The 22,937-nt window shown below is 73.2% G+C and carries 19 protein-coding genes and 1 riboswitch; of the genes, 11 read left to right on the top strand and 8 right to left on the bottom strand.

Annotation, left to right across the window (positions count from 1 at the left end; translation table 11 throughout):
• The first annotated feature begins 261 nt into the window (after window positions 1-261).
• The 4 genes from NHG27_RS06380 to thiC all read left to right on the top strand — a co-directional run bounded on the left by NHG27_RS06380 (window position 262) and on the right by thiC (window position 5,212).
• The gene (locus NHG27_RS06380) at window positions 262-1,341 is read left to right on the top strand and encodes a peptidoglycan-binding domain-containing protein (RefSeq protein WP_497015272.1); all 1,080 of its coding nucleotides are present in this window, start codon (window positions 262-264) and stop codon (window positions 1,339-1,341) included.
• Window positions 1,332-1,967, top strand: a complete 636-nt coding sequence (locus NHG27_RS06375) for an ABC transporter ATP-binding protein (RefSeq protein ID WP_497015269.1) — start codon at window positions 1,332-1,334, stop codon at window positions 1,965-1,967. The genes NHG27_RS06380 and NHG27_RS06375 overlap by 10 nt, the downstream gene beginning before the upstream one ends.
• Entirely contained in the window at window positions 1,964-3,310 is a 1,347-nt protein-coding gene (locus NHG27_RS06370; protein WP_497015267.1) for a hypothetical protein, read from the top strand. Before NHG27_RS06375 ends, NHG27_RS06370 begins: the two co-directional genes overlap by 4 nt.
• Window positions 3,311-3,433: 123 nt before the next feature.
• Window positions 3,434-3,543, top strand: a riboswitch (TPP riboswitch).
• Window positions 3,536-5,212 carry a phosphomethylpyrimidine synthase ThiC gene (gene thiC, locus NHG27_RS06365; RefSeq protein ID WP_497015264.1) on the top strand — a complete coding sequence of 559 codons (1,677 nt, stop codon included), beginning with the start codon at window positions 3,536-3,538 and terminating at the stop codon, window positions 5,210-5,212. (Overlaps the previous riboswitch by 8 nt.)
• A gap of 50 nt (window positions 5,213-5,262) precedes the next feature.
• Here thiC and NHG27_RS06360 read toward each other — a convergent pair whose 3' ends face one another.
• The 4 genes from NHG27_RS06360 to NHG27_RS06345 form a co-directional block, all read right to left on the bottom strand.
• The gene (locus tag NHG27_RS06360; protein WP_497015263.1) at window positions 5,263-5,925 is read right to left on the bottom strand and encodes a response regulator; all 663 of its coding nucleotides are present in this window, start codon (window positions 5,923-5,925) and stop codon (window positions 5,263-5,265) included.
• Window positions 5,922-7,331, bottom strand: coding sequence for a sensor histidine kinase (locus NHG27_RS06355; RefSeq protein WP_497015261.1), 1,410 nt, complete (start codon window positions 7,329-7,331; stop codon window positions 5,922-5,924). The genes NHG27_RS06360 and NHG27_RS06355 overlap by 4 nt, the downstream gene beginning before the upstream one ends.
• 181 nt (window positions 7,332-7,512) lie before the next feature.
• Entirely contained in the window at window positions 7,513-8,403 is an 891-nt protein-coding gene (locus NHG27_RS06350) for a hypothetical protein (protein WP_193721073.1), read from the bottom strand.
• Window positions 8,403-9,116 (bottom strand): ABC transporter ATP-binding protein, encoded by a 714-nt coding sequence (locus NHG27_RS06345; protein ID WP_193721074.1) that lies wholly within the window; start codon window positions 9,114-9,116, stop codon window positions 8,403-8,405. Before NHG27_RS06345 ends, NHG27_RS06350 begins: the two co-directional genes overlap by 1 nt.
• Before the next feature lie 222 nt (window positions 9,117-9,338).
• Between NHG27_RS06345 and NHG27_RS06340 the strand changes: the two genes are divergently transcribed.
• Window positions 9,339-10,076, top strand: coding sequence for a TetR/AcrR family transcriptional regulator (locus tag NHG27_RS06340; protein WP_193721075.1), 738 nt, complete (start codon window positions 9,339-9,341; stop codon window positions 10,074-10,076).
• Window positions 10,077-10,195: 119 nt separating this feature from the next.
• On the opposite strand, the gene NHG27_RS06335 is transcribed toward NHG27_RS06340, so the two are convergent.
• The 3 genes from NHG27_RS06335 to NHG27_RS06325 form a co-directional block, all read right to left on the bottom strand.
• Entirely contained in the window at window positions 10,196-12,514 is a 2,319-nt protein-coding gene (locus NHG27_RS06335) for a glycoside hydrolase family 3 C-terminal domain-containing protein (protein ID WP_497015256.1), read from the bottom strand.
• 100 nt (window positions 12,515-12,614) lie between these two features.
• Window positions 12,615-13,274, bottom strand: a complete 660-nt coding sequence (locus tag NHG27_RS06330; RefSeq protein ID WP_497015255.1) for a DUF4190 domain-containing protein — start codon at window positions 13,272-13,274, stop codon at window positions 12,615-12,617.
• Window positions 13,271-13,900 carry a DUF4190 domain-containing protein gene (locus tag NHG27_RS06325; protein WP_497015252.1) on the bottom strand — a complete coding sequence of 210 codons (630 nt, stop codon included), beginning with the start codon at window positions 13,898-13,900 and terminating at the stop codon, window positions 13,271-13,273. Before NHG27_RS06325 ends, NHG27_RS06330 begins: the two co-directional genes overlap by 4 nt.
• Window positions 13,901-14,194: 294 nt before the next feature.
• On the opposite strand from NHG27_RS06325, the gene NHG27_RS06320 reads away from it, so the two are divergent.
• Window positions 14,195-16,417, top strand: coding sequence for an NTP transferase domain-containing protein (locus NHG27_RS06320; protein ID WP_193721078.1), 2,223 nt, complete (start codon window positions 14,195-14,197; stop codon window positions 16,415-16,417).
• 57 nt (window positions 16,418-16,474) lie between these two features.
• Window positions 16,475-18,931: a glycoside hydrolase family 94 protein gene (locus NHG27_RS06315; RefSeq protein WP_193721079.1), complete on the top strand. Its 2,457-nt coding sequence runs from the start codon at window positions 16,475-16,477 to the stop codon at window positions 18,929-18,931.
• A gap of 122 nt (window positions 18,932-19,053) precedes the next feature.
• On the opposite strand, the gene NHG27_RS06310 is transcribed toward NHG27_RS06315, so the two are convergent.
• The gene (locus NHG27_RS06310) at window positions 19,054-19,845 is read right to left on the bottom strand and encodes an exodeoxyribonuclease III (protein WP_497015249.1); all 792 of its coding nucleotides are present in this window, start codon (window positions 19,843-19,845) and stop codon (window positions 19,054-19,056) included.
• A 114-nt stretch (window positions 19,846-19,959) separates the two neighbouring features.
• Here NHG27_RS06310 and NHG27_RS06305 point away from each other — a divergent pair, with 114 nt between their 5' ends.
• The 4 genes from NHG27_RS06305 (at window position 19,960) to NHG27_RS06290 (ending at window position 22,924) form a co-directional block, all read left to right on the top strand.
• A complete protein-coding gene (locus NHG27_RS06305) occupies window positions 19,960-20,727 on the top strand; it encodes an SDR family NAD(P)-dependent oxidoreductase (RefSeq protein WP_497015247.1) in 768 nt (255 codons plus the stop codon).
• 27 nt (window positions 20,728-20,754) lie between these two features.
• A complete protein-coding gene (locus tag NHG27_RS06300) occupies window positions 20,755-21,501 on the top strand; it encodes a hypothetical protein (protein WP_497015246.1) in 747 nt (248 codons plus the stop codon).
• A gap of 10 nt (window positions 21,502-21,511) precedes the next feature.
• On the top strand, window positions 21,512-22,096 hold the full coding sequence (gene pyrE, locus NHG27_RS06295; protein WP_193720891.1) for an orotate phosphoribosyltransferase: 585 nt from the start codon (window positions 21,512-21,514) through the stop codon (window positions 22,094-22,096).
• 72 nt (window positions 22,097-22,168) lie between these two features.
• A complete protein-coding gene (locus NHG27_RS06290) occupies window positions 22,169-22,924 on the top strand; it encodes a DUF3137 domain-containing protein (RefSeq protein ID WP_193720892.1) in 756 nt (251 codons plus the stop codon).
• Window positions 22,925-22,937: the final 13 nt, after the last annotated feature.

Genomic DNA, 22,937 nt, shown 5'->3' with positions numbered 1-22,937 from the left:
TGGAACACCTCGCCGGAGGAGTTCGACGCCATCGAGGGCGGAGGCGGGCAATGGACGAGAGCGAAGCGAGGTGCGACGTCCCCCTGCTCGCGGGCCTCTACGGGGCCGTGACAGACAACCCCGACAACAAGGACCTTCTCCAGGTCGTCGCCGCCTTCCGAGATCACGGCCTGCGCGCAGTACCCGGAGCAGTAGTCCCCGACAGCATGCCATCGCACGACCCAGCAGCAATCATGCATGCGCGCCACCAGAGGAGCAGCAGTGACCAGAGATCGACGTCCCGCCCGGCCCAGGACCGCCGGTTCCGGAGCGGCACGGGCGGGGGCGCTGGCGCTCGCGGCGGCGGTGCTGCTCGCGGGGGGCGTCACCGCGGGGATGGTGCTGGCGCCGCAGTCGGAGCCGCAGAGCGTGCGGAGCGCGACGCCGCCCGCGGCGGTCCCGGTGTCACGGCAGGCCTTCGATGACGCGCGCCGGGTCAAGGTGACCCCGGTCGTCGCGGAGGAGGGCTCCCTCCAGGTGACGGATACGGGCAAGGTCACGCGCTCGCAGTGCGCCCCGGGGGCGGTGATCGAGTCGGGATCGAGCCCGGTCACGGTCGACGACCGCCCGGTCCTGGCGCTGGCGACGTCGATCCCGCTGTGGCGGGACCTGGCTCCTACGGCCAAGGGCGACGATGTCGAGGCCCTGCAGGTCGAGCTCGCGCGCCTGGGGTACAGGGTGAGCACGGACGGGACCTACGGCAAGGCGACCAAGGCCGCCGTGACCGCGCTGTTCAAGGCCGCGGGCGTCGTGAAGCCGACCGGCGACCTGCCGGCGGCGTCCGTGCTGTGGCTCCCGGCGACGTCGGTCACGGTGAAGGCGTGCGAGGTGCCCGTGGGAGCCGCGACGTCCGACGAGGCGTTCGCGACGACGGCCGGGACGCTGGTCTCGCTCGGCCTGTCGGACACTCTCTCGAACGTCACGCCCGGGGACCGGGTGCTGCGCCTGGGTGAGCTCAGTGCGCCGGTCGGGGAGGGCGGTGTGGTCACGGATCCGGCCTTCCTCGAGGCTGTGCGCGGCAGCATGGAGTTCGCCGGTTGGCAGCGCACCGAGGGCTCGGAACCCCTCACGCTCGAGTACGTCCTGGCCGCGCCGCTCGACGTGTCGGTCGTGCCGCCGGGGGCGCTGTTCGCACTCAGCGGCTCGACCGGATGCGTCAGCGCGAACGGCACGGCGTATCCCGTGACGGTCGTCGCGTCGAGCCTGGGACAGACCCTCGTGACGTTCGACGGTCGCGACGCCGCCACGGCCCCCACCGAGATCGAGCTGACGTCGCAGGAGGAGGGGCAGTCGTGCCGGTAGCAGGCAAAGGCCTGGTCGGGACGGGCCTGGGGCACGCGTTCCCCGGCACCGGCCTGCTCTTCACCGGCCTGGACCTGGAGATCGTGCCGGGCGAGGTCGTCGCGCTCGTCGGGCCCTCGGGCAGCGGGAAGTCGACCCTGCTGAGCATCGTCGCGGGGTGGGAGCGCCCCACGCTGGGGCAGGTCGAGCGCGTCGGGGTCGCCACGACCGGGTGGGTCTTCCAGAACCCGCATGGCGTCGCGCGTCGCGCGGCCCTGGACCACGTGGTGCTGCCGCTGCTCGCGCGCGGCCTGCGCCGCCCCGACGCCGAGGACCGGGCCGCCGAGATCATGGCCCGGTTCAACCTGGCCCCGGTCGCCGACCGCCCCTTCCGGGCGTTGTCCGGCGGGGAGGCGCAGCGCCTCATGCTCGCGCGCGCCGTGGCGCTGGCCCCGGACCTCCTGCTCGTCGACGAGCCCACCGCGCAGCTCGACCTGCGCACGGCCGCGACCGTCAACGAGGTCCTCGCGGGCATCGCGCAGGACGACTCGATCGTCGTGGTCGCCACGCACGACCCGCACACCCGCGACGCCTGCACCCGCGTGATCGACCTCGCCGACTTCCAGGCCGCGGAGGTCGCGGCATGACCGCCACGGACCAGGGCCCCGTGCCCGACGGCACAGCGCACCCCGGCCTCGCGACGCCCCCGGGAGGTGCGCCCCCTTCCGGCGCCGGCATCCCCGGCGGTCCCGTCACGGCCCCGGGCGCCTCGACCCCGGTAGACGACGTCGCACGTCACAGCCTCGCCGGGTCGTCAGGCATCCCCACCGCGCCCGACGACGGAGCGCACCTTCGCACGGAGGCGAGCGGCGCCGTCGGGCCGGGGGAGGAGGCCGGGCGGCCCGTGCGGGCGCGGGCCATGCGAGCCGCGTCCGTGGTGTCGGAGGCGTGGCGCAACGTCACGACCGGCACGACGCGCGCGACGCTGTTCGCCGCGGTGCTCGTCGTGGTCGTCGGGTCGTTGGCCGCAGTCGACGTGCGCGCGGTCGTGGGCGTCATCGATGGCGCCCGCGAGTACCGCGACGCGGGCGCGAGCGTGCAGATCCTCGAGGCCGCCGGGCAGGTCGACGGGGCACGCTGCGAAGCCCTCACCGGGGTCGACGGCGTCAACGCGGCCGGCGCCCTGCGGACCGGCACGCCGCTGCGGGCGCTCAACCTCCCCTCGAGCGAGCTCACCGGCTTCGAGGCGACCCCCGGGCTGCTCGGCGCGCTCGATCGCGGCCGGGTCGCCGGGGCCGGTCTGTGGCTGTCCGCAGATCTGGCCGAGGCGCTCGGCGCGACGACCGGTGACTCGATCGCGACCAATGCGGGACCCGCCCGGGTGGGGGCGGTGTACCCGTACCCCGACGACGGCCGCGACCGTGTCCTGGGCTACGCCGCCGTCGCTCCCGTGCCCGCCACCGGGCTGTTCGACTCGTGCTGGGTCGAGATCTGGCCGGTCGACCCCGAGACCGCGACCCTCCTGCGGACGGCCCTCGTCGCCGACCCGTCGTCCGAGGCGCAGCCCACCCAGAAGCAGCTCAACGGGCGGCTCGGTACGACGTACGACGCGAGCGCCGAGTTCGCGGACCGTCTGACCAAGCCCGCTCCGGTCGCCGCGGTCGTCCTGGGACTCGCCCTGGGTCTCGTCGCGATCCGCCTGCGCCGCCTCGAGCTCGCCGCGGCCCTGCACGCCCGCGTCCCGCGCGCGGCCCTGACCTGGCAGGTGCTCCTCGAGACCGCCGTCTGGAGCGGGGTCGCCGTGATCGTGGCCGTCCCCGCGCTGTGGTGGTTCGCCGCCGGCGTCGGCCTTCCCGCCGACCAGGTCAGCACCTGGATCCTGGGGATGCGGACCGTCCTGGCGGGCGCCGGGGCGGTCCTCATCGGCGCCGTGGCCGCGGCGCTCACGACCCGCGAGAAGCACCTGTTCAAGTACTTCAAGGAGAGGTGACGTCGGCCGGAACCCTGGAGAGACGGACCGATCGCGGGATGGTCGTGCCGCCGTCGGGCAACCTGCGCTACGGTGACGACCGCACCACCCAGCACCACCGCACCACAAGCAGGACCCACAACTCCACACACCCACGGGAGCTCGCAGCAGCGAGCTGAGAGGGCGGCTCAGCGCCGCCGACCGTTCGAACCTGTTCGGATCATGCCGACGTAGGGAGAGAGAGCAATGAGCTCTGAGACCGCTGTGCCTGCGCACACCATCACGACCGGCCCCATCGCAGGGTCCGCCAAGGTCCACCACCCGGTCCCGGGCGCGGAGCACCTGCGCGTCCCCGAGCGCCGCGTGCACCTGAGCAACGGCGAGCACCTGGACCTGTACGACACCTCGGGCCCGTACACCGAGGTCGACGACCCGGCGGCGTTCGACCTGGCGGCCGGGCTGCCGGCCCTGCGCGCGGACTGGCTGCGGCCCGACGCCGTCCCCACCGAGCGCGGCACGGGTGGTGCCCGGACGCAGCTCGCCTGGGCACGGGCAGGGATCGTGACCGACGAGATGCGGTTCGTCGCGGCCCGTGAGGGCGTCGACGTCGAGCTCGTGCGCGACGAGGTGGCCCGCGGCCGGGCGGTGATCCCGGCCAACCGCCGCCACCCCGAGATCGAGCCCATGATCATCGGCAAGGCGTTCGGCGTGAAGATCAACGCGAACATCGGGAACTCGGCCGTGACGTCCTCGATCGAGGAGGAGGTCGAGAAGATGGTGTGGGCCGCGCGCTGGGGCGCGGACACCCTCATGGACCTCTCGACGGGCAAGGACATCCACGAGACCCGGGAGTGGGTGCTGCGCAACTCCCCGATCCCCGTGGGGACCGTGCCGCTCTACCAGGCGCTCGAGAAGGTCAAGGGCGACCCCGCGCGGCTCACGTGGGAGATCTACCGCGACACCGTGATCGAGCAGGCCGAGCAGGGCGTCGACTACATGACCGTGCACGCGGGCGTCCTGCTGCGGTACGTCCCGCTGACCGCGCGCCGCGTCACGGGCATCGTGTCCCGCGGCGGCTCGATCATGGCGGCGTGGTGCCTCGCGCACCACCAGGAGTCGTTCCTGTACACGCACTTCGCGGAGCTGTGCGAGATCCTGCGCGACTACGACGTGACGTTCTCCCTGGGCGACGGCCTGCGGCCAGGGTCCATCGCGGACGCCAACGACGCAGCGCAGTTCGCCGAGCTGCGCACGCTGGGCGAGCTGACCAAGGTCGCGAAGTCCTACGGCGTGCAGGTCATGATCGAGGGCCCGGGGCACGTCCCGATGCACAAGATCGTCGAGAACGTGCGCCTCGAGGAGGAGCTGTGCGAGGAGGCGCCGTTCTACACGCTCGGCCCGCTCGCGACCGACATCGCGCCCGCGTACGACCACATCACGTCGGCGATCGGGGCCGCGATCATCGCCCAGGCCGGGACCGCGATGCTCTGTTACGTCACGCCCAAGGAGCACCTGGGGCTGCCCGCCCGCGACGACGTCAAGACCGGGGTCATCACGTACCGGATCGCGGCGCACTCGGCCGACCTCGCCAAGGGGCACCCGCGCGCACAGCTCCGGGACGACGCGCTGTCGCGGGCCCGGTTCGAGTTCCGCTGGCACGACCAGTTCGCGCTCTCGCTCGACCCCGACACGGCCCGCGCGTTCCACGACGAGACCCTGCCGGCCGAGCCCGCCAAGACCGCGCACTTCTGCTCGATGTGCGGGCCCAAGTTCTGCTCGATGCGGATCTCGGCGGACGTGCGCGAGTACGCGGAGAAGAACGGGCTGACGTCGGTCGAGGCGATCGAGGCCGGCATGGCGGAGAAGTCGAGCGAGTTCGCGGACGCCGGCGGCCGGGTGTACCTGCCGGTCGCGGGCGGCTGATCCGCTGCCGCAACCGCCTGCCCGACGCACTCAGCGGGGGGCGGGCAGGATCACCGTGGCATCGGCGCCGCGATCCCGTGCTCGTACGCCCACACCACGAGCTGCACGCGGTCGCGCATGCCCGTCTTGGTCATGATCCGGCTCAGGTGCGACTTCACGGTGCTCGCCTCGAGGAACAGCGTCGCGGCGATCTCGGCGTTCGACTGCCCGCGGCACAGCAGCGCCAGGATGTCGTGCTCGCGCGCGGTGAGCAGTCCCGAGGCGACCTCGTCGGGCGCGGCGGGGGACCGCCGTCGGGCGAACTCGTCGATCACGCGCCGCGTGAGCGTCTGGTCGACGAGGCCCTCGCCCGACGCCACGCGCCGCACCGCGTCGACCAGCACGTCGGGCTCGGCGTCCTTGAGGAGGAACCCGCTCGCCCCGGCCTCCAGCGCGCCGAACACGTAGTCGTCCAGGTCGAACGTGCTCACCACGAGCACCGGGACCGGGTCGACGACGCCGGGTCCGGCGAGCGCGCGCGTCGCCGTGATGCCGTCCCCGCCGGGCATGCGGACGTCCATGCACACGACGTCGGGGCGCTCCCGGCGCGCGACGCGCACGGCGTCCGTGCCGTTCGCCGCCTCGCCCACGACCTCGAAGCCCTCGCTCTCGAGGATCACGGTGAAGCCTGCGCGGACGACGGCCTGGTCGTCGACCAGCACCACTCTGGTCATGGGGCCTCCTGCCCGACGGCGGCGCCCGGCACGTCCGTGGACGTCGCCGAGCGCTCGGAATGGGTGGGGGACGCGGTCTGTGCGGGCCGGGGGACCGTGAGCCGGACCCGCCAGCCGTTCCCGGGGACCGGGCCGGCCTCGAGCGCGCCACCCACGAGGGCTGCACGCTCGGTCATGCCGATGAGCCCGTGGCCGGGCGGGGTCGGGCTGCCGGGCGACGGGTCGGACGACCTGCCCCGACCGGTCGCGCCGATCGCCTCGACCGGGAGCCTGTTGGTCACCGTGAGGACGAGCGCGGCCTGCTGGTGGTCGGTCACGACCTCGATCGTGCGGCCCGGGGCGTGCCGGCGCGCGTTGGTCAGCGCCTCCTGGAGCACGCGGTAGACGGTGAGCTGCACCGCGGGGGAGAGGTCGAACGGCTCGCCGTGGCGGACGTCGCGCACCTCCGCGCCCGCGGCGCGCGCGAGGTCGAGCAGCTCGCCCGCGTCGTCGAGCGTGGGCTGCGGCGCGGCCGGCGCCTCCTCGCCCGGCTCGCCGGGGCCCGCCTGCGACGAGCTGCGCAGGATGCCGACGACCAGGCGCAGGTTGTCGAGCGTCTCGCGCCCCTGGGTGCGGATCCAGCGCATCGACTCCTTGGCGCGCTCGGGGTCGCGGTCGACCAGCCGCTCGGCCGCTGCCGCCTGGACGACGATCCCCGACAGGTGGTGCGCGGCGACGTCGTGCAGCTCGCGGGCCATGCGACCGCGCTCCTCCAGGACGGCCTGCGCCGCGAGCATGTCGCGCTCGCGCTCGGCCTGGGCCACCCGGCCCTTGAGCTGGGCGAACAGCTCGCGGCGCGTCCCCACGTACGCACCCACGAGCGCCGCTGCCACGTACGTGAGGAGCGCCGACGCCAGCCCGCCCCAGACCTGGACCGCGACGGGCACGGGGCTCCCCGACGTGATCGGCACGGGCCCGCCCAGCACGAAGCCCAGCAGCACCTGCACGCCCGCGGCCCCGCCGGCCGCCCACAGGGCCGTGCGTCGAGGTGCGTACGCCCCGACCGAGTAGGCCGCGACCAGGGTCGCCGGTGCCTGGAACGAGACGAGGGCCGGGAGCACCGGGGTGAGCGCGACCTGGCCCACGACGGTCAGCGCGAGAGCGAGCAGCGGTGCCCGACGACGCAGCGCGAGCGCCATGGCCTGCGCGACGACGATCACGATCGCTGCGACCCGTCCCCCGGTCGAGAACTGCAGGGAGTCGGGTGCGCCGTCGACCACGATGCCGAGGTCCGTCAGCGCGATCCGCTCGACGGCCAGCAGGAAGCCGACCGTGAGGACCGCGACGACCGCGCCCAGCAGGGCGTCGCGACCCGTCGCGGTGCGGATGCCGATCGCGGCGAGACGGCGGTGCAGTGCGTCGAGCACGAGGCTCCTCTCGGGTCGAGCGGTCGATGTGCGTGGTCGGGCGGGTGCGCGAGGTCACCGGTGCGGGCGAGCCCCGGTTCGGGTCCCCCGGACCCGGGCGACCCGCCCACGCGGGTGAGCGGCGCCGTCGGGCACCACGGTACGTGGCCGCGGCCCCGACGGCGCCGCCGCGAGGGGACCGTCAGACGAGGTCGCGGCGACGGAACGTCACCGCGCCCGCCCCGAGCAGGACCGCGACCCACGCGACCAGGCCCAGGACCGCGGCCCCGACGCCCAGGGGGGCGAGACCGCCCAGGACCGCCGTCGCGCTCTGACCGGTCGACGCGAGCGACCCCAGACCCAGCGGCAGCCACGCCGCAGCCGTCGACTCGCCCCCCGACATCAGCAGGACCGCAGCCTGCACCAGGGGCTCGACGATCACCAGGCCCACGACGACCAGGATCGCGGCGACCTGCCCGCGGACCAGCGTCCCGACCCCCAGCCCGAGCCATGCGAACAGCACGAGGACCACGAGCCCACGCCCCCACACTCCCAGGACGTCACCCGCGCCGACCAGGAGCTGCGCTCCGGGCGTCGAGGCGACCGCCACGAACAGGCCCAGGGCCGTGAGCACCGCGAGCGCCGCTCCGATCAGGAGCGCGACGACCGCGACCGCGCCCGCCTTGCCCCCGAGGACGCGAGAGCGCGAGGGGACGACGAGGGCCGTGGGGACGATCCCGCCCGTGCGGAAGTCGGTCGTGACCGCGAGGACGCCCAGCAGCAGCATGCAGATGACCGACACGCCCGCCGAGCCCGAGCCCGCGGGGCCGTTGCCCAGCAGGTCCAGCATGGCGCGCTGCACGGGCGCCGCCCCCAGGTCGGTCAGCCCGGTCAGGTCCGGGGCGAGGTCGGCCGTCATCTCGGGCGAGGCCTGGAGGCCCACGGTGGCGCCGCCCATGCCCTCGACCCCGGCCAGGATGCGCGGCAGGGCGATCGTCAGCCCCTGGACCAGGAGCATGCCCGCGAGGGCGACCACCCCCAGGATCCAGGGCGTGCGGGTCGTGCGTAGCTTGAGCAGCTCGGCGCGGAACATCAGCGCACTCCTTCGGTCTCTGCGGTCAGGTTGAGGTAGAAGTCCTCGAGGGACTCGCCGCGGACGAGGTCCGCGAGAGGGCCGTCGGCGATGACCTGGCCCTGGCCGATCACGACCAGGTCGTCGGCCACCTGCGTGACCTCGGCCAGGACGTGGCTCGCGAGCAGCACCGCACCACCACCGTCCGCGAACGAGCGCAGGACCTCGCGCATCCACCGCATGCCCGCGGGGTCCAGGCCGTTCGCGGGCTCGTCGAGCACGAGGACCTGCGGGTCGCCCAGGAGCGCCGCCGCCAGCCCGATGCGCTGACGCATGCCGAGCGAGTAGGTGCGGACGCGCCGATCGGCCGCCCGGTCCATCCCGACGAGCGCGAGCACCTCGTCGACCCGGCGGCCCTCGATCCCGGCAGCGGTCGCGAGGACCCGCAGGTGGTCGCGACCGCTGCGGCCCGGGTGCAGCCCGCCCGCGTCGAGCAGCGCGCCGACGACCCGGCCGGGGTGCTCGAGGTCCGCGTACGGGCTGCCCTGGACCGTCGCGGTGCCGGCGCTCGCGGACGCGAGCCCCAGCAGGACGTTGAGCGTGGTGGTCTTGCCCGCGCCGTTGGGTCCGAGCAGCCCCACGACCCTCCCGGGCTCGACGGCGAAGCTCACGTCGCGGACGGCGTCGAACGTCCCGTAGGACTTGCGCAGGCCCACGATCTCGATGGCTGGCATCGGGGGGTCCTTTCTCCTCCGGCGGCGCGACCGGGGTGCCGCGCGCCGTGCCTCCAGCCTGTCTTCCGGGCGGTGGCGGGCGCTTCTGGCGGAGGGAGGAAGGTGGGTTGCGCCTTCCGGCGGAGCCGCGCCGCAGTCACCCGGTGCCAGGGATGGATCACGCCCGGTCGCGCGCGTCGTCGGCGCTAGGCTCGCGGGGAACACACTCACGGGGGAGGGCGCATGCCCAGCAGGACGACAGACACGCACGCACGCGACCACGCAGGCCCGACGGCGGGGCCCGGTCCGGCCGACGGGGCCCGGCACGAGGACCGCGGGCGGGGTGCGGGGGCCGCGCCGCGCGGCTACGCGAAGGGCCGCGCCAAGCGCGACGAGATCATCGAGGCGGCCACGGGACTGTTCGGCGAGGTCGGCTACCGTTCGGCGTCGCTCCGCGAGATCTCCTCGCGGGTCGGGATCTCGCACCCCGGTCTGCTGCACCACTTCCCCACCAAGGAGATGCTGCTCCAGGCGGTGCTCGAGCGTCGCGACGAGGCGGACTTCGCGGTGTTCGACCAGGACGTCCGGGACGGTGTGGACTACTTCGACTCGCTCGCGCGGGTCGTCGAGCGCAACGCGTCCCGGCCCGGCATCGTCGAGCTCTTCAGCATCCTGTCGGCCGAGGCCACGTCGCCCGACCACCCGGCGCACGCGTACTTCCAGCGTCGCTACGACGGCGTGATCGCGCGCACCCGGCAGGAGCTCGCCCGTCGCGCTGCCGAGGGGCTCCTGCGTCAGGGCGTCGACGTGTCGGTCTCGGCGCGCGTCCTCGTCGCCGTCATGGACGGCCTCCAGGTGCAGTTCCTCCTGGAGCGGGGTGGGCCACGTCCGCCCGTGGACATGGCTGCAGGGTTGCGCTCGTACCTCGCGCAGATCCACGTCGACGGGGCGACCGGGCCGGGCGGAACGACGGGCGGCTGACCGGGGCGGCCGGGGCCTCCGGGCACCGGCATGCCCGGGTGTCCCGCGACTCCGCCGCCGAGGAGGAGGGACGAGGAGCCCGGACCGGAGGTCCGGGCCCCGTCACCTCGGCGCGCGCATCAGCCCGCCGCGGCCGCCGCGAGGAGCTGGTCGAGCTGGGCCGCGTCGAACGGCATCCCGTCGAAGCTCGCGATGACGCGCAGCGGCATCCCGGCCGCCATGGCCATCATGTCGTCGTCGAGGAGCGTGGAACCGGGGCCGCCGGCCCGAGCCATCGCGTCACGGACGATCCTGCCTGCGACGGGGTGGGCCAGGGCCTCGCCCAGCGTCGACCACGGGGTCAGCGGCGGGGTGACGTCCTCGCCGACCACGGTCACCGTGGCCGAGCCGCGCAGGTCGCGCGACGACGCACCCACGGACACCACGAACTCACCGCCCTCGACGACCCAGCGCCGCAGCACGGGGTGCCAGTACGACAGGTCCCGCGCACCGAGCTCGAACGTCAGGGTGCGGGTCCCGCCCGGCGCGAGCGACACCTTCCCGAACGCCTTGAGCTCGCGCTCGGGTCGCACGACCGCGGCCTGCGGGTCGCCGACGTACACCTGCACGACCTCGGCGCCCGCGACGGGCCCCGTGTTGGTGACCGTCACGTCCACGGTGAGCGACGCCGTCGGGCCCTCGCCCGAGACCACCACCGACAGGTCCTCGTACGCGAAGGTCGTGTACGACAGGCCGTGGCCGAACGGGAACGCGACGTCCATGCGCTTCGCGTCGTAGTAGCGGTAGCCCACCAGCACACCCTCGCCGTAGCGGACGTGCCCGAGCTCGCCCGGGAAGTTCCCGTACGACGCGTTGTCCTCGAGGCGGACCGGGACCGTCTCGGTCAGCTTGCCCGACGGGTTGCGGACGCCGAACAGGAGGTCGGCGATCGCGCCTCCGCCCGCCTGGCCGCCCAGCCAGCCCTCGAGGATCGCGGTGGCATGGTACTGCCACGGTGCGATCGTGACGGCCGAGCCGTTCGCGAGCACCACGACGACGCGCGAGCACACGGCCGCGACGGCCTCGAGGAGCGCGACCTGGCTCGGCGGCAGGTCCATGTGGTCGCGGTCGAACCCCTCGGACTCGTGGCTCGCCGGCAGCCCCAGGAAGAGGACCGCCGTCCGGGCGGTGCGTGCGAGCCCGACGGCCTCCGCGCGGAGCGCGTCGTCGTCCTCCTCGCCCGTGAGGCCGAACCCGGGCGCGAACGGGACCTCGGAGCCCGTGATCGCGCGGATCTCCGTCAGGGCGTCGTCGAGACGCGTCGGGGTGACCTGGCTCGACCCCGCGCCCTGGTAGCGCGGGGTGCGCGCGAACTCGCCGAGCACGACGAGCGACCCCGCGGCCGTGGCGTCGAGCGGGAGCACGGGCGCGCCGTCGACGGCCTCGTTGCGCAGGAGGACCGTGCCCTCCGCGGCGGCCTCGCGCGCGAGGGCGTGGTGCTCGGACTCGTCGAACGAGCCCGGTGCGGCGAGCGCGGGCAGCGTCCGGTTCAGGAGCGTGAGGTGACGACGGACCGCCTGGTCGAGGACCGCCTCGTCGACCTCGCCGGCACGGACCGCGGCGACGACCTCGGCGTCGGTGCGGCCGCCGGTCGAGGGCATCTCGAGATCGAGGCCTGCGACGAGGGAGGCCACCCGGTCCGAGACCGCACCCCAGTCGGAGACCACGACGCCGTCGTAGCCCCACTCGTCGCGCAGGACCTCGGTGAGCAACCAGCGGTCCTGCGACGCGTACGTGCCGTTGATCTTGTTGTACGAGCACATGACGGTCCACGGGGAGGCCTTCCGCACGGCCCGCTCGAAGCCCGTCAGGTAGATCTCCCGCAGCGTGCGCTCGTCGACGTCCGCCGAGACCCGCATGCGGTCGGTCTCCTGGTTGTTGGCGGCGAAGTGCTTGAGCGAGGTGCCCACGCCCTGGCTCTGCACGCCCTGGATCAGCGCGGCACCCAGGTCGCCCGAGACCACGGGGTCCTCGGAGAAGTACTCGAAGTTGCGACCGCACAGCGGCGAGCGCTTGATGTTGATGCCCGGACCGAGGAGGACCGCGACGTCGTTCGCGCGCGTCTCCCGTCCGAGCGCCTGTCCCACGCGCTGGAGCAGGTCGACGTTCCACGTGGAACCGAGCGCGGCGGCGGTGGGGAAGCACGTCGCGGGGACCGAGCTCGCGAGGCCCAGGTGGTCGGAGGACCCGGTCTGCTTGCGGAGCCCGTGCGGCCCGTCGGTGACCATGACCGCGGGCACCTCGGCCCCGGCGCGCTCGACCGGCTGGGTGTGCCAGAAGTCCAGCCCCGACACGAGCGAGGCCTTCTCCTCGAGCGTGAGCTCCTGGAGGAGGTGCTCGACGTCGAGCGGCCGGGCGCTGCTCGTCGTCTCCGGGGTGGCAGGGGTCTCGTCGTTCACGGTGCACGTCCTCAGGGTTCGCGGCCAGGCCGTTCTGATCGTCCGGTCGAGCGTAGCGGAGATACCTACCGGGCGGTAGGTATCTGTTTTACGGCGACGATCAGTCGATCAGCGAACCCTCGGTGGGTGCCGCGGTGCTCGCGACGCACAGCCCCGTGCGATCCCCCTCCGCCCACGAGGCCTCGGACGGCGACCACACCACCAGCTCGATCCCCTCCGCAGGCGCGTCGCCCGACAGCACCGCGGGCGTGCACACCCGCGACACGCGAGCGTCCGCCGCGTCCTGCCCGGGCCAGCGCGCGTCCGCGGGGAAGTCCGTCCGCGCCACGACCTGGGCCTCGTGCGCGTCCCCGCACGGGACCACGCGCACCGAGGCGACGGGGCCGTCGTCCGGCAGCTCGGCGAGGCAGCTCCCCAGGACGAGCTGACGGGCGTGCGCGGACCGCGGCTCGCTCACCTCGGCAGGCAGGGGGCGCGTCGCGGCGTCCCCGACGAGCAGGGCGACGACCACCGCGACGGCCGTGAGCGTCACCGCGACCCCCAGGGCGATACCCGCCCACGCGAGCCCCGTACCCCGCGAACCGTCGCGGCGGATGCGCGCGAGCGCGGCCACCCCGACGCCGACGCCGACGGGACCGAGCAGCAGACCCGTCGGGATCGCCGCGACGGCCAGCGGTTCGGTCCGGGGGGCGGCGGGCTCCCACCCCGGCGCGTAGTAGACGTTCTCGTCGTAGCCCGGCCGCTGAGCGGGGCCGGTCACGGGTACGTGCTCCAGATCGTGAGGAACCACAGCGCGATGAACAGCGTGCTGACGGCGCCCACCGTCACGCCCGTGATCGCGAACCCGCGCCCCGTCGTCCCGTCCCGCGAGATCTGCTGGAGCGCGACGATCCCTAGGACCAGCCCGACGACGCCCGGCACCAGGCAGAACGCGATCCCGGCGAGCGACGTGATCATCGACGCGAGCGCCAGACCGTTCTGTCGCGGCGGAGGCGCGAACGAGGTGTTCCACGACGGGGCCACGGGCAGGCCCGGGGGTGGCCCGTACCCGGTCCCGTAGCCGTTCTGCGGGCCCGGGTGCGAAGGGTGCTGGCCCCCGTACGGGCTCGGCTCGTAGGCCCCCGGCGGCGTCCCGTAGACGGGGGTCCCGGGCGGACCGTACGGGCCGTAGCCCTGACCGCCGGGCGCAGGGGGCGTCGTCGGGTCGCCGACCGGAGCAGGCGCGTACGGGTCCGCCGCGACGGGCGCGTCGTCCGCCCAGGCCGGGGGCCGGTACGGCACCAGCGGAGGTTGGCGGCCCGGCCCGCCGGAGGCCGGAGGGTGCGGCTGCGGCGGCAGCGGATCCGGGTCCGGGGTGCCCGACCCCGGCGGCGGAGATGACGTCATGGGAGAACCGTAGCCATGCCGAGCGCCGGCCGTCGGGACTCTCCGCGGCGGGTGAACCCGTGGCCGTCCGAGGCGCCCCGACGAATATTTTGTGAGGATTCCACCCCAAATGGCTCCGGAGCCCCTCGGGTCGGTCCCCGGCGCGTCTATGATCGGTGGTGGTACCGGGCTTTCGCGGTCCCTCCTGGGAGGGATTTGGAAGGAGTCGTGCTTTTCTCGCTCGGCTCTCCGGTGCCCCACCGAGCGCGGCCTGCACGGGCCTCGCGCGACGCATCACCGAGCAGTGAGGACGTCATGACCCTGCCACAGGCCGCACAGGTTCCCGCCACCACGAACGATCGAGCGGCGGTGGTCCTCGCTGCAGGCATCGACGACGCGTCCCGCGAGCTCATCACGCGCCCGCTCGGCGACGCGACCGTCGTCGAGCTCGCCGTCGCGAACGTCCGCAAGGTCGTCCCCGACGACCGCATCGTGGTCGTCATCGCCCCCGGGGACACGACCGTCCGGGGCCTGCTGGGCGAGGGGTTCCGGTACGTCGAGCAGCGTGACCTGCCCGGGACGGGCGGCGCGACGCTCGCGGCCCGGGCCGCGGTCGCCTCGCTCCCCGTGCCCGCGAGCGAGGTCCTCGTGGCCTACGCCGACACCCCGCTCCTGCGCTCCGAGTCCCTGCTGGGCCTCCTGACCCGCCACACGCTCAAGGGGGCCGACCTCTCGCTGCTCGCAGCCGTCGTGACCGAGGACCTGCCCACCTACGGGCGCATCGTCCGCCAGGACGGTGAGATCACGGCCATCCTCGAGGAGGAGGACCGCCCGAGCGGCGCCGACGCCGACGGCACCGCCACCGAGGTGAACGTGGGCGCCTACGTCGCGGCCCCCGACCTGCTGTTCACCGAGCTCGAGGACATGGTCGCCGGGGGAGAGCACCGGCTCACCGAGCTCGCACGCCGAGTCATCGCCAAGCAGAAGAGCATCTCGTCGTACCGGATCTACGACACCGACGAGGTCCGGGGCATCAACACCCCCGAGGAGCTCCAGGAAGCCGCGGACATCCTCCTCAAGCGGCTCTTCATGCCCAAGAAGAACACCGACACCAAGATCGTGTTCGGCACGGGCGGGTGGCGCGCCATCATCGGCGAGGGCTACACGCTCGCCAACGTGCGCCGCCTGTGCCAGGCGATCGCGAACGAGACGGTCCGCAAGGGTATCGACGGCCTGGGGGTCGTGATCGGCGGGGACCGCCGCTTCCTCTCGCGCGAGTCCGCGATCGCGGCCGCAGAGGTCTTCGCGGGCAACAACATCCCGGTCACGCTCCTGCCCGACGACGTCCCCACGCCCCTCGTGACCTTCGCCGCCCCGTACCTCGGCGCGGCCTACGGCATCATCGTCACGTCGAGCCACAACCCGCCCGAGTGGAACGGCATGAAGGTCTTCCGCCAGGACGGCTCGCTGCCCCTCGACGACGAGACGGACCGCTACCAGGACGAGGCCAACGCGCTCAGCGTCGACGACGTCATCACGCTCGACCTCGCGGTCGCCCGCAAGGCCGGCCTCGTCGTGGACAAGGTCCTCACCGAGCCCTACGTCGACGCGATCGAGAAGATCGTCGACGTCGAGGCGGTGCGCGGCTCGGACCTGCGCGTGATCGTCGACCCCATGTACGGCACGAGCCAGCTCACGCTCGGCACCATCCTCAACGACATGCGCGTGCGCTCGGAGTTCATCCACGCCGCCCACAACCCGCTGTTCGGCGGGATCGCCCCCGCGCCGGACCTCCAGCGCCTGTCGACGCTGATCTCGATGATCAAGCAGGGCGGTGGCCGCTACGACCTGGGCATGGCGACCGACGGCGACTCGGACCGTATCGGGATCGTCGACGAGACCGGCGAGTACATCTCGACCAACGACCTCCTGCTCCTCCTCTACTGGTACCTGCACGAGTTCCGCGGCGAGAAGGGCGGCGTCGTGCGCAACCTCGCGACCACGCACCTGCTCGACCGGCTCGCGGCGCACTTCGGCGAGGAGTCCCGCGAGGTCAAGGTCGGCTTCAAGCACGTCACCGCCGGCATGGAGGAGATCGGTGCCGTGCTCGGCGGCGAGTCCTCGGGCGGCCTCACGGTCCGCGGCTGGATCCTCGGCAAGGACGGCATCTTCGCGTGCGCCCTGGTGGTCGAGATGCTGGCCCGCACGGGCAAGAAGATCTCCGAGCTGCGCGAGATGATCTACGAGATCACGGGACGCCTCTACACTCTCGAGGCAGGCGTGGACTCCACGCCCGAGATGCGGATCGCCGTGCCGCGCCGCCTCGAGGCCGACCCGCTCACGCACGTCGGGCCGTACCCCGTCGTGAGCATCTCCCACCTCGACGGCACCAAGATCGTCCTCGAGAACGACAACTGGGCGCTCCTGCGGTTCTCCGGGACCGAGCCGGTCCTGCGCATGTTCGTCGAGGCGGACTCGCCCGAGAAGGCCACCGAGCTGCTCGACTGGCTCAAGGGCTTCGTCACCGCGGGCGTCTGAGCCTCAGCCCTCGCACCCACCCACCCGCACCTCTCACCGACAGGAACCGACCCGACGATGCGTTACGGCCATTTCGACACAGCTCGCGACGAGTACGTCATCGAGCGCCCCGACGTCCCCGTCTCGTGGACGAACTATCTGGGCACCAAGGACTTCTGCACCGTCCTGTCCCACAACGGCGGCGGCTACTCGTACTACAAGTCGGCGCAGACCGGCCGCATCTCGCGGTTCCGCCAGAACGGCGTCCCCCTCGACCGCCCGGGGCACTACGTGTACCTGCGCGACGAGGCCGACGGCGACTACTGGTCGGTCTCGTGGCAGCCGGTGGGCAAGCCGCTCGTGGCCGACGGCGACCCGATCGACCCGGCGGGCGGTGCCGGTCGCTGGACGACGCGCCACGGCCTGAGCTACTCGACGTTCGAGGCCCGGTACAAGGGCATCGACGCCCAGCAGACGATCTTCATCCCCCTGGACGACGACGTCGAGATCTGGGACGTGCGCCTGACGAACACGACCGACGAGGTCCGTGAGCTGAGCGTCGGGTCGTACGTGGAGTTCAGCTTCCACACCATCACGATCGACAACCAGAACCTGCAGATGTCGCTCTACTCGACGGGCTCGTCCTACGAGGACGGCATCATCGAGTACGACGCGTACTACGAGCCGTGGACGTTCCACTACTTCGCGTCGAGCGAGACGCCGTCGTCGTACGACTCGCTGCGCGACAACTTCATCGGCCCGTACCGCTCGGAGGCCAACCCGATCGCGATCGAGCGCGGGCACGGCTCCAACGAGAGCGCGACGACGCAGAACCACTGCGGTGCGCTCCAGCACAAGGTCACGCTCCAGCCGGGCGAGACCAAGCGCCTCGTCTACATGCTGGGCTACGGCTCGCGCGCCGAGGCCGGCCGCGCGATGCAGGCCAAGTACGCGGACGTCGCGACCGTCGACGCCGAGCGCGCCCGCCTGGCGGCCTACTGGAAGGCCAAGCAGGACAAGCTGCGCATCCGCACGCCCCACGAGGGCATGAACACCATGATCAACTCGTGGACGCTGCTCCAGGCGGAGACGTGCGTCGTGTGGTCGCGCTTCGCGTCGTTCGTCGAGGTCGGCGGCCGCAGCGGCCTGGGCTTCCGCGACACGGCCCAGGACGTCATGAGCGTCATCCACACCAACCCGACCAAGACGCACCAGCGCATCGTGGAGCTGCTGCGGGCCCAGACGGAGGCGGGCTACGGCCTGCACCTGTTCGAGCCCAAGGCGTTCGACCCGGACGCGCCCAAGCTGCCCGACGTCCCGTCGCCGACGATCGTCCCGACGCCCGACCCCAAGGACCTCATCCACGGGCTCGAGGACACGTGCTCGGACGACCACCTGTGGCTCGTGCCGTCGGTCGTCGAGTTCGTCAAGGAGACCGGTCGCCTGGAGTTCCTCGACGAGGTGATCCCGTTCGCCGAGGGCACGCCCGCCACGGTGTACGAGCACCTCACGCGCGCGCTCGACTTCTCGAGCGAGCAGATCGGTCAGAACGGCGTGGCCCTGGGCCTGCGCGCGGACTGGAACGACTGCCTGAACCTGGGCGGCGGCGAGACCTCCCTCGTGACGTTCCTGCACGCCTGGGCCATCCAGGCGTTCCTGGAGCTCGCGCGGCACCGTGCGGCCGCCGGGGACGAGAGCGCGGCAGCGGACGTCGCCAAGTACGAGGCCGAGCTCGAGCGCATCGCGAAGGTCGCCGACACCCAGCTGTGGGACGGCGCCTGGTGGATCCGCGGCTACACGCGCGACGGCGTGAAGATCGGCTCGAACGACAACGACGAGGGCAAGATCTTCCTCGAGCACCAGGCGTGGCCCGTCATCGCGGGCATCACGACCCAGGAGCGCGGCGAGGCGTCGATGGACTCGGTGCGCGAGCTCCTGGGGTCGGAGTACGGCAACCACCTGAACTGGCCGGCGTTCACCAAGGTCGACGACACGGTCGGGTTCGTGACGCGCGTGTACCCGGGCATCAAGGAGAACGCGGCGATCTTCTCGCACCCGAACGCGTGGCCCATCATCGCCGAGGCCATGCTGGGCCGCGGCGACGAGGCCGTGCAGTTCTACGACGCGATCCTGCCGTACAACCAGAACGACAACATCGAGGTCCGCGGGGCCGAGCCCTACGCCTACGTGCAGTTCCTGTACGGCCGCGACCACGAGTGGTTCGGCAAGGCGCAGAACCCGTGGCTCACGGGCACGGCGGGCTGGATGTACACGGCGGCCACCAAGTACATCCTCGGTGTCCGCCTGGCCCTCGACGGCCTGGTCGTCGACCCGTCGATCCCCAAGGACTGGGACGGCTTCGAGGTGCGTCGTGAGTGGCGTGGCGCGGTCTACGAGATCGAGGTCCGCAACCCCGACCACGTCTCGAAGGGCGTGCGGTCGGTGACGCTCGACGGCGTCGAGCTCGACCCGACCCGGCCGATCCCGGTCCAGCCGGAGGGCTCCGAGGTCAAGGTCGTCGTGACGCTGGGCTGAGTCACCCACCCTCTGTTGCCGAAAACGGGGTTGGGGTCGTTCTGAGTCCCAGAACGACCCCAACCCCGTTCTCGGCACCGGGGCAGCCGGGCAGCCGGGGGCCGGGCAGCCGGGCAGCGCCGTCAGTCCGAGAAGTCCACGATCACCGGGACGTGGTCCGAGGCGCCCTTGCCCTTGCGCTCGTCACGGTCGATCTCCACGCCCGTCGCCCGCGCGCGCAGAGCGGGGGACAGGTACGCGTAGTCGATCCGCATGCCCTGGTTCTTGGGGAACCGGAGCTGCTGGTAGTCCCAGTAGGTGTACTTGTGCTCCTCGGGGAAGTAGTCCCGCGTGACCTCGGTGTACCCGGCTGTCGTGAACGCCGCGAAGGCCTCGCGCTCGGCCGGCGAGGTGTGCGTGTGCCCCGCGAACACCGCGGGGTCCCACACGTCGGTGTCGAGCGGTGCGACGTTCCAGTCACCGACGAGCGCTACCTGCGCAGCGGGGTCCGCCTCGAGCCAGCCCGCGGCCTGCGTGCGCAGGTTGTGCAGCCACTCGAGCTTGTACGGGTAGTGCGGGTCGTCGAGCGCGCGCCCGTGCGGCACGTACAGGCTCCACACGCGCACGCCGCCGCACGTGGCCCCGATCGCGCGCGCCTCCAGGTGCGGCTCGGCCCCGAAGTGAGGCTGGGTCGCGAAGCCTGTCTCGACGTCCTCGATCCCGACGCGCGAGACGATCGCGACCCCGTTCCACTGGCTCAGGCCGAAGTGCGCGACCTCGTATCCCGCGGCCTCGAAGACCGCGTGCGGGAACTGGGCGTCCTTGCACTTGGTCTCCTGCAGCGCGAGCACGTCGGTGCCCGAGCGTTCGAGGAAGGCCACGGCGCGCTCGGCGCGGGCTCGGATCGAGTTGATGTTCCAGGTGGCGAGACGCATGGCGACAGGCTAGCCCGGCCGACCCACGCCGCCGCCGAGCCCGACGCGCGGTGGTGCGCGGCGCCGTCGGGCCTGCGGGTCACCCGACCGCCCCCGGCCCCCTAGGCTGGGTCCATGGCGACTGCACTGATCACCGGCGCCAGCGCCGGCCTGGGGCTCGAGTTCGCGTGGCAGCTGGCCACGGCCCGTCACGACCTGGTCCTCGTCGCGCGCGACGCCGAGCGCCTCGAGCGCGTCGCGCAGCAGATCCGCGCTGCGGCCGGCGTGCGGGTCCAGGTCCTCCCGGCGGACCTCTCGGTGCCCGACGACGTCGCGCGCGTCGCAGCACGCCTCGCCCTCGTGGAGGAGGACGAGGCCGGGCAGCGGCCTGTGGGCCTGCTCGTCAACAACGCGGGCTACGCCGTGCACCAGCGCTTCGTGGGCGGTGACGTCGAGGCCGAGGTCAAGGCCCTGGACGTCATGGTGCGCGCGGTCCTGGTCCTGTCGCACGCCGCGGCGGGCCAGATGACCGAGCGCGGGCGCGGCGCGATCCTCAACGTCGCGTCGGTCGCGGCACTCACCGCGAGCGGCACGTACTCGGCCGCCAAGGCGTGGGTGCGGACGTTCACCGAGGGCCTCGCGGTCGAGCTGCGCGGGACGGGCGTCACGGCCACGGCCCTGTGCCCGGGCCTCACGCACACCGAGTTCCACGAGCGCGCCGGGATCGACTACACGCAGCTCCCCGAGGTCGCCTGGCTCAACGCCGACCGCGTGGTCGCGGCGGCCCTCGCCGACGTGCGCCGCGGCATCGTGATCTCGACGCCCTCGTTGCGGTACCGGCTGGCGTCGGGCCTGCTGAAGGTCGCGCCGCGCGCGGCCGTACGGGCGTTCGAGGGGCGCTAGGGGAGTGCGGTCAGGGGGGAGGCGCACGTGACCCGGGAGTCCGCCGTCGGCCTGGTCGTGCTGGGGGTCCTGCTGGCGCTCGTCGTCGCGGTGGCCGTGCTGGGCGTCGTCGCGCGGCGCGCGCGCCAGGAGACGCAGGACGCTCTGCTCCGTGACCTCGGCTGGGAGCCCGCGCCGCCCGACGAGTCGTTGCTCGACCGCTGGGAGGGGGCGCCGTTCGACGTCCAGGACCGGGGTCGGGTCGAGGACCTCCGCCGGGGGGCGGTGGCCGGCCGGCCGCTCGTCACGTTCCGGTACGCGTGGCGCTCGGCCGCGACCATGGCGGGCCGTGGACGCCCCACGATGGTCGAGTGCCAGGTCGTCGCGCTCGACGTCCCGGGGGAGGTCCCGACGGTCGAGGTCGTGCCCGTGGGCTACCGGCAGCCGTCCGTCCAGCGCGTGGTGGGGCGCGAGGTCGTGTTCGACGACCCGGCGTTCGCCTCGACCTGGACGGTGCGTGCCCCCGACGAGCTCGCTGCCCACGCCCTCCTGACGGCCCCCGTGCGCTCGGTCCTGCTGGAGCCCGCGTACGCGGGGGCGCGGCTGCGCTTCGAGGGATCGGCCCTCCTGTCCTGGACGGACGGCCCGGTACCGGTCGAGGCCGTGCGCGACCTCGCTCTCCTGCTCGCCGGGGTCCTCGACCAGGTCCGGCCACCCGGGCGTCCCGAGATCTCGGAGGCCCCCGAGGGCACGGGGAGCGAGGGGGCGCGGCCCGCGGACGCGCCGGACCGCTAGCCTTGACCCCATGACCGAGACCTCCACGCACCTGTCCCCGACGCCCCGCGAGCAGCTTCGCGACCTCATCGCCGAGCTGGCGATCGTGCACGGGAAGGTGACGCTGTCCTCCGGCAAGGAGGCCGACTACTACGTGGACCTGCGACGCGTCACGCTGCACCACCGTGCCGCCCCGCTCATCGGGCACGTCCTGCTGGACCAGCTCGAGGAGGTCGGGCTGGGCACCGCCGAGGTCGACGCCGTGGGTGGGCTGACGCTCGGCGCAGACCCCATCGCGACCGCCCTCCTGCACGCCGCAGCCTCGCGCGGCCAGGACCTCGACGCGTTCGTGGTGCGCAAGGCCGCCAAGGCGCACGGCATGCAGCGTCAGATCGAGGGGCCGGACATCGCGGGGCGCCGCGTCGTCGTCGTCGAGGACACGACCACGACGGGCGGATCGCCCATCACCGCGATCGAGGCGGCACGGGCCGCGGGCGCCGAGGTCGTGGGCGTCGCGACGATCATGGACCGCGACACGGGTGCGCGCGAGAAGATCGAGGCGCTGGGCGTGCCCTACCACTCGATCTTCGGCCTGACGGACTTCGACCTGGCCTGACGGGCAGCACTCGCCGCCGGCGGTGCGCGCACAGGCGCACGCGCCCGGTCGGCCGGGAGAGAGGGCAGGGGGATGGGCAGCATCTGGTTCGTGGTCGGCATGGTGCTCCTGGCGGTCGCGGGGGTGGCCCTCGGCTGGTGGGCGCACAAGGCCCGGATCGCGGAGCTCGAGCGGTGGGCCGCCGCGAACGGGTGGACCCACCACGGCCCCGACCCTGCGCTGGCGCGACGGTGGCGCGGTGAGCCGTTCGACGAGGGACGGTCGCGACGCGCGACCGAGGTCCTGACGGGGCCCCACGGGGACCGTTCGGCGCTGTCGTTCACGTACAGCTGGACCACGGGCTCGGGCAAGGAGTCGACGACGCACACCGCGCACGTGGTCGCCCTCCTGCTGGACGCGTCGTTCCCGACGCTGCAGCTCACGCCGGAAGGACTCGGCGCCAAGCTCGCCAAGGCGTTCGGCGGGCAGGACATCCAGCTCGAGTCGGAGGACTTCAACCGTGCGTGGCGGGTCGAGTCGAGCGACCTGCGGTTCGCGCACGACGTGCTGCACCCCCGGACCATGCACCGGCTGCTCGAGGCGGACTTCTCGCGGCGCTCCCTGCGGATCGAGGGGGACGCGATCCTCGCGTGGACGGGTGGCCGGACCGTGCCCGACAACGTCCCCCCGATGCTCTCGCGCCTCGCAGCCGTGGTCGACGCCGTCCCGGACTTCGTGTGGCTGGACCGCGGCGCGCTCCCGCCGCGCCGACCGGGCACACCGACCGCGGGCCCGGGACCGGCAGCGGGCCCGGGGGCGGCTCCGCCGTGGGGCACGCCGCCGTCCTGAGGTCACGGACCGG

This window comes from Oerskovia sp. 140933 (assembly GCF_059651515.1).
This window is presented reverse-complemented; position numbering and strand designations above follow the sequence as displayed.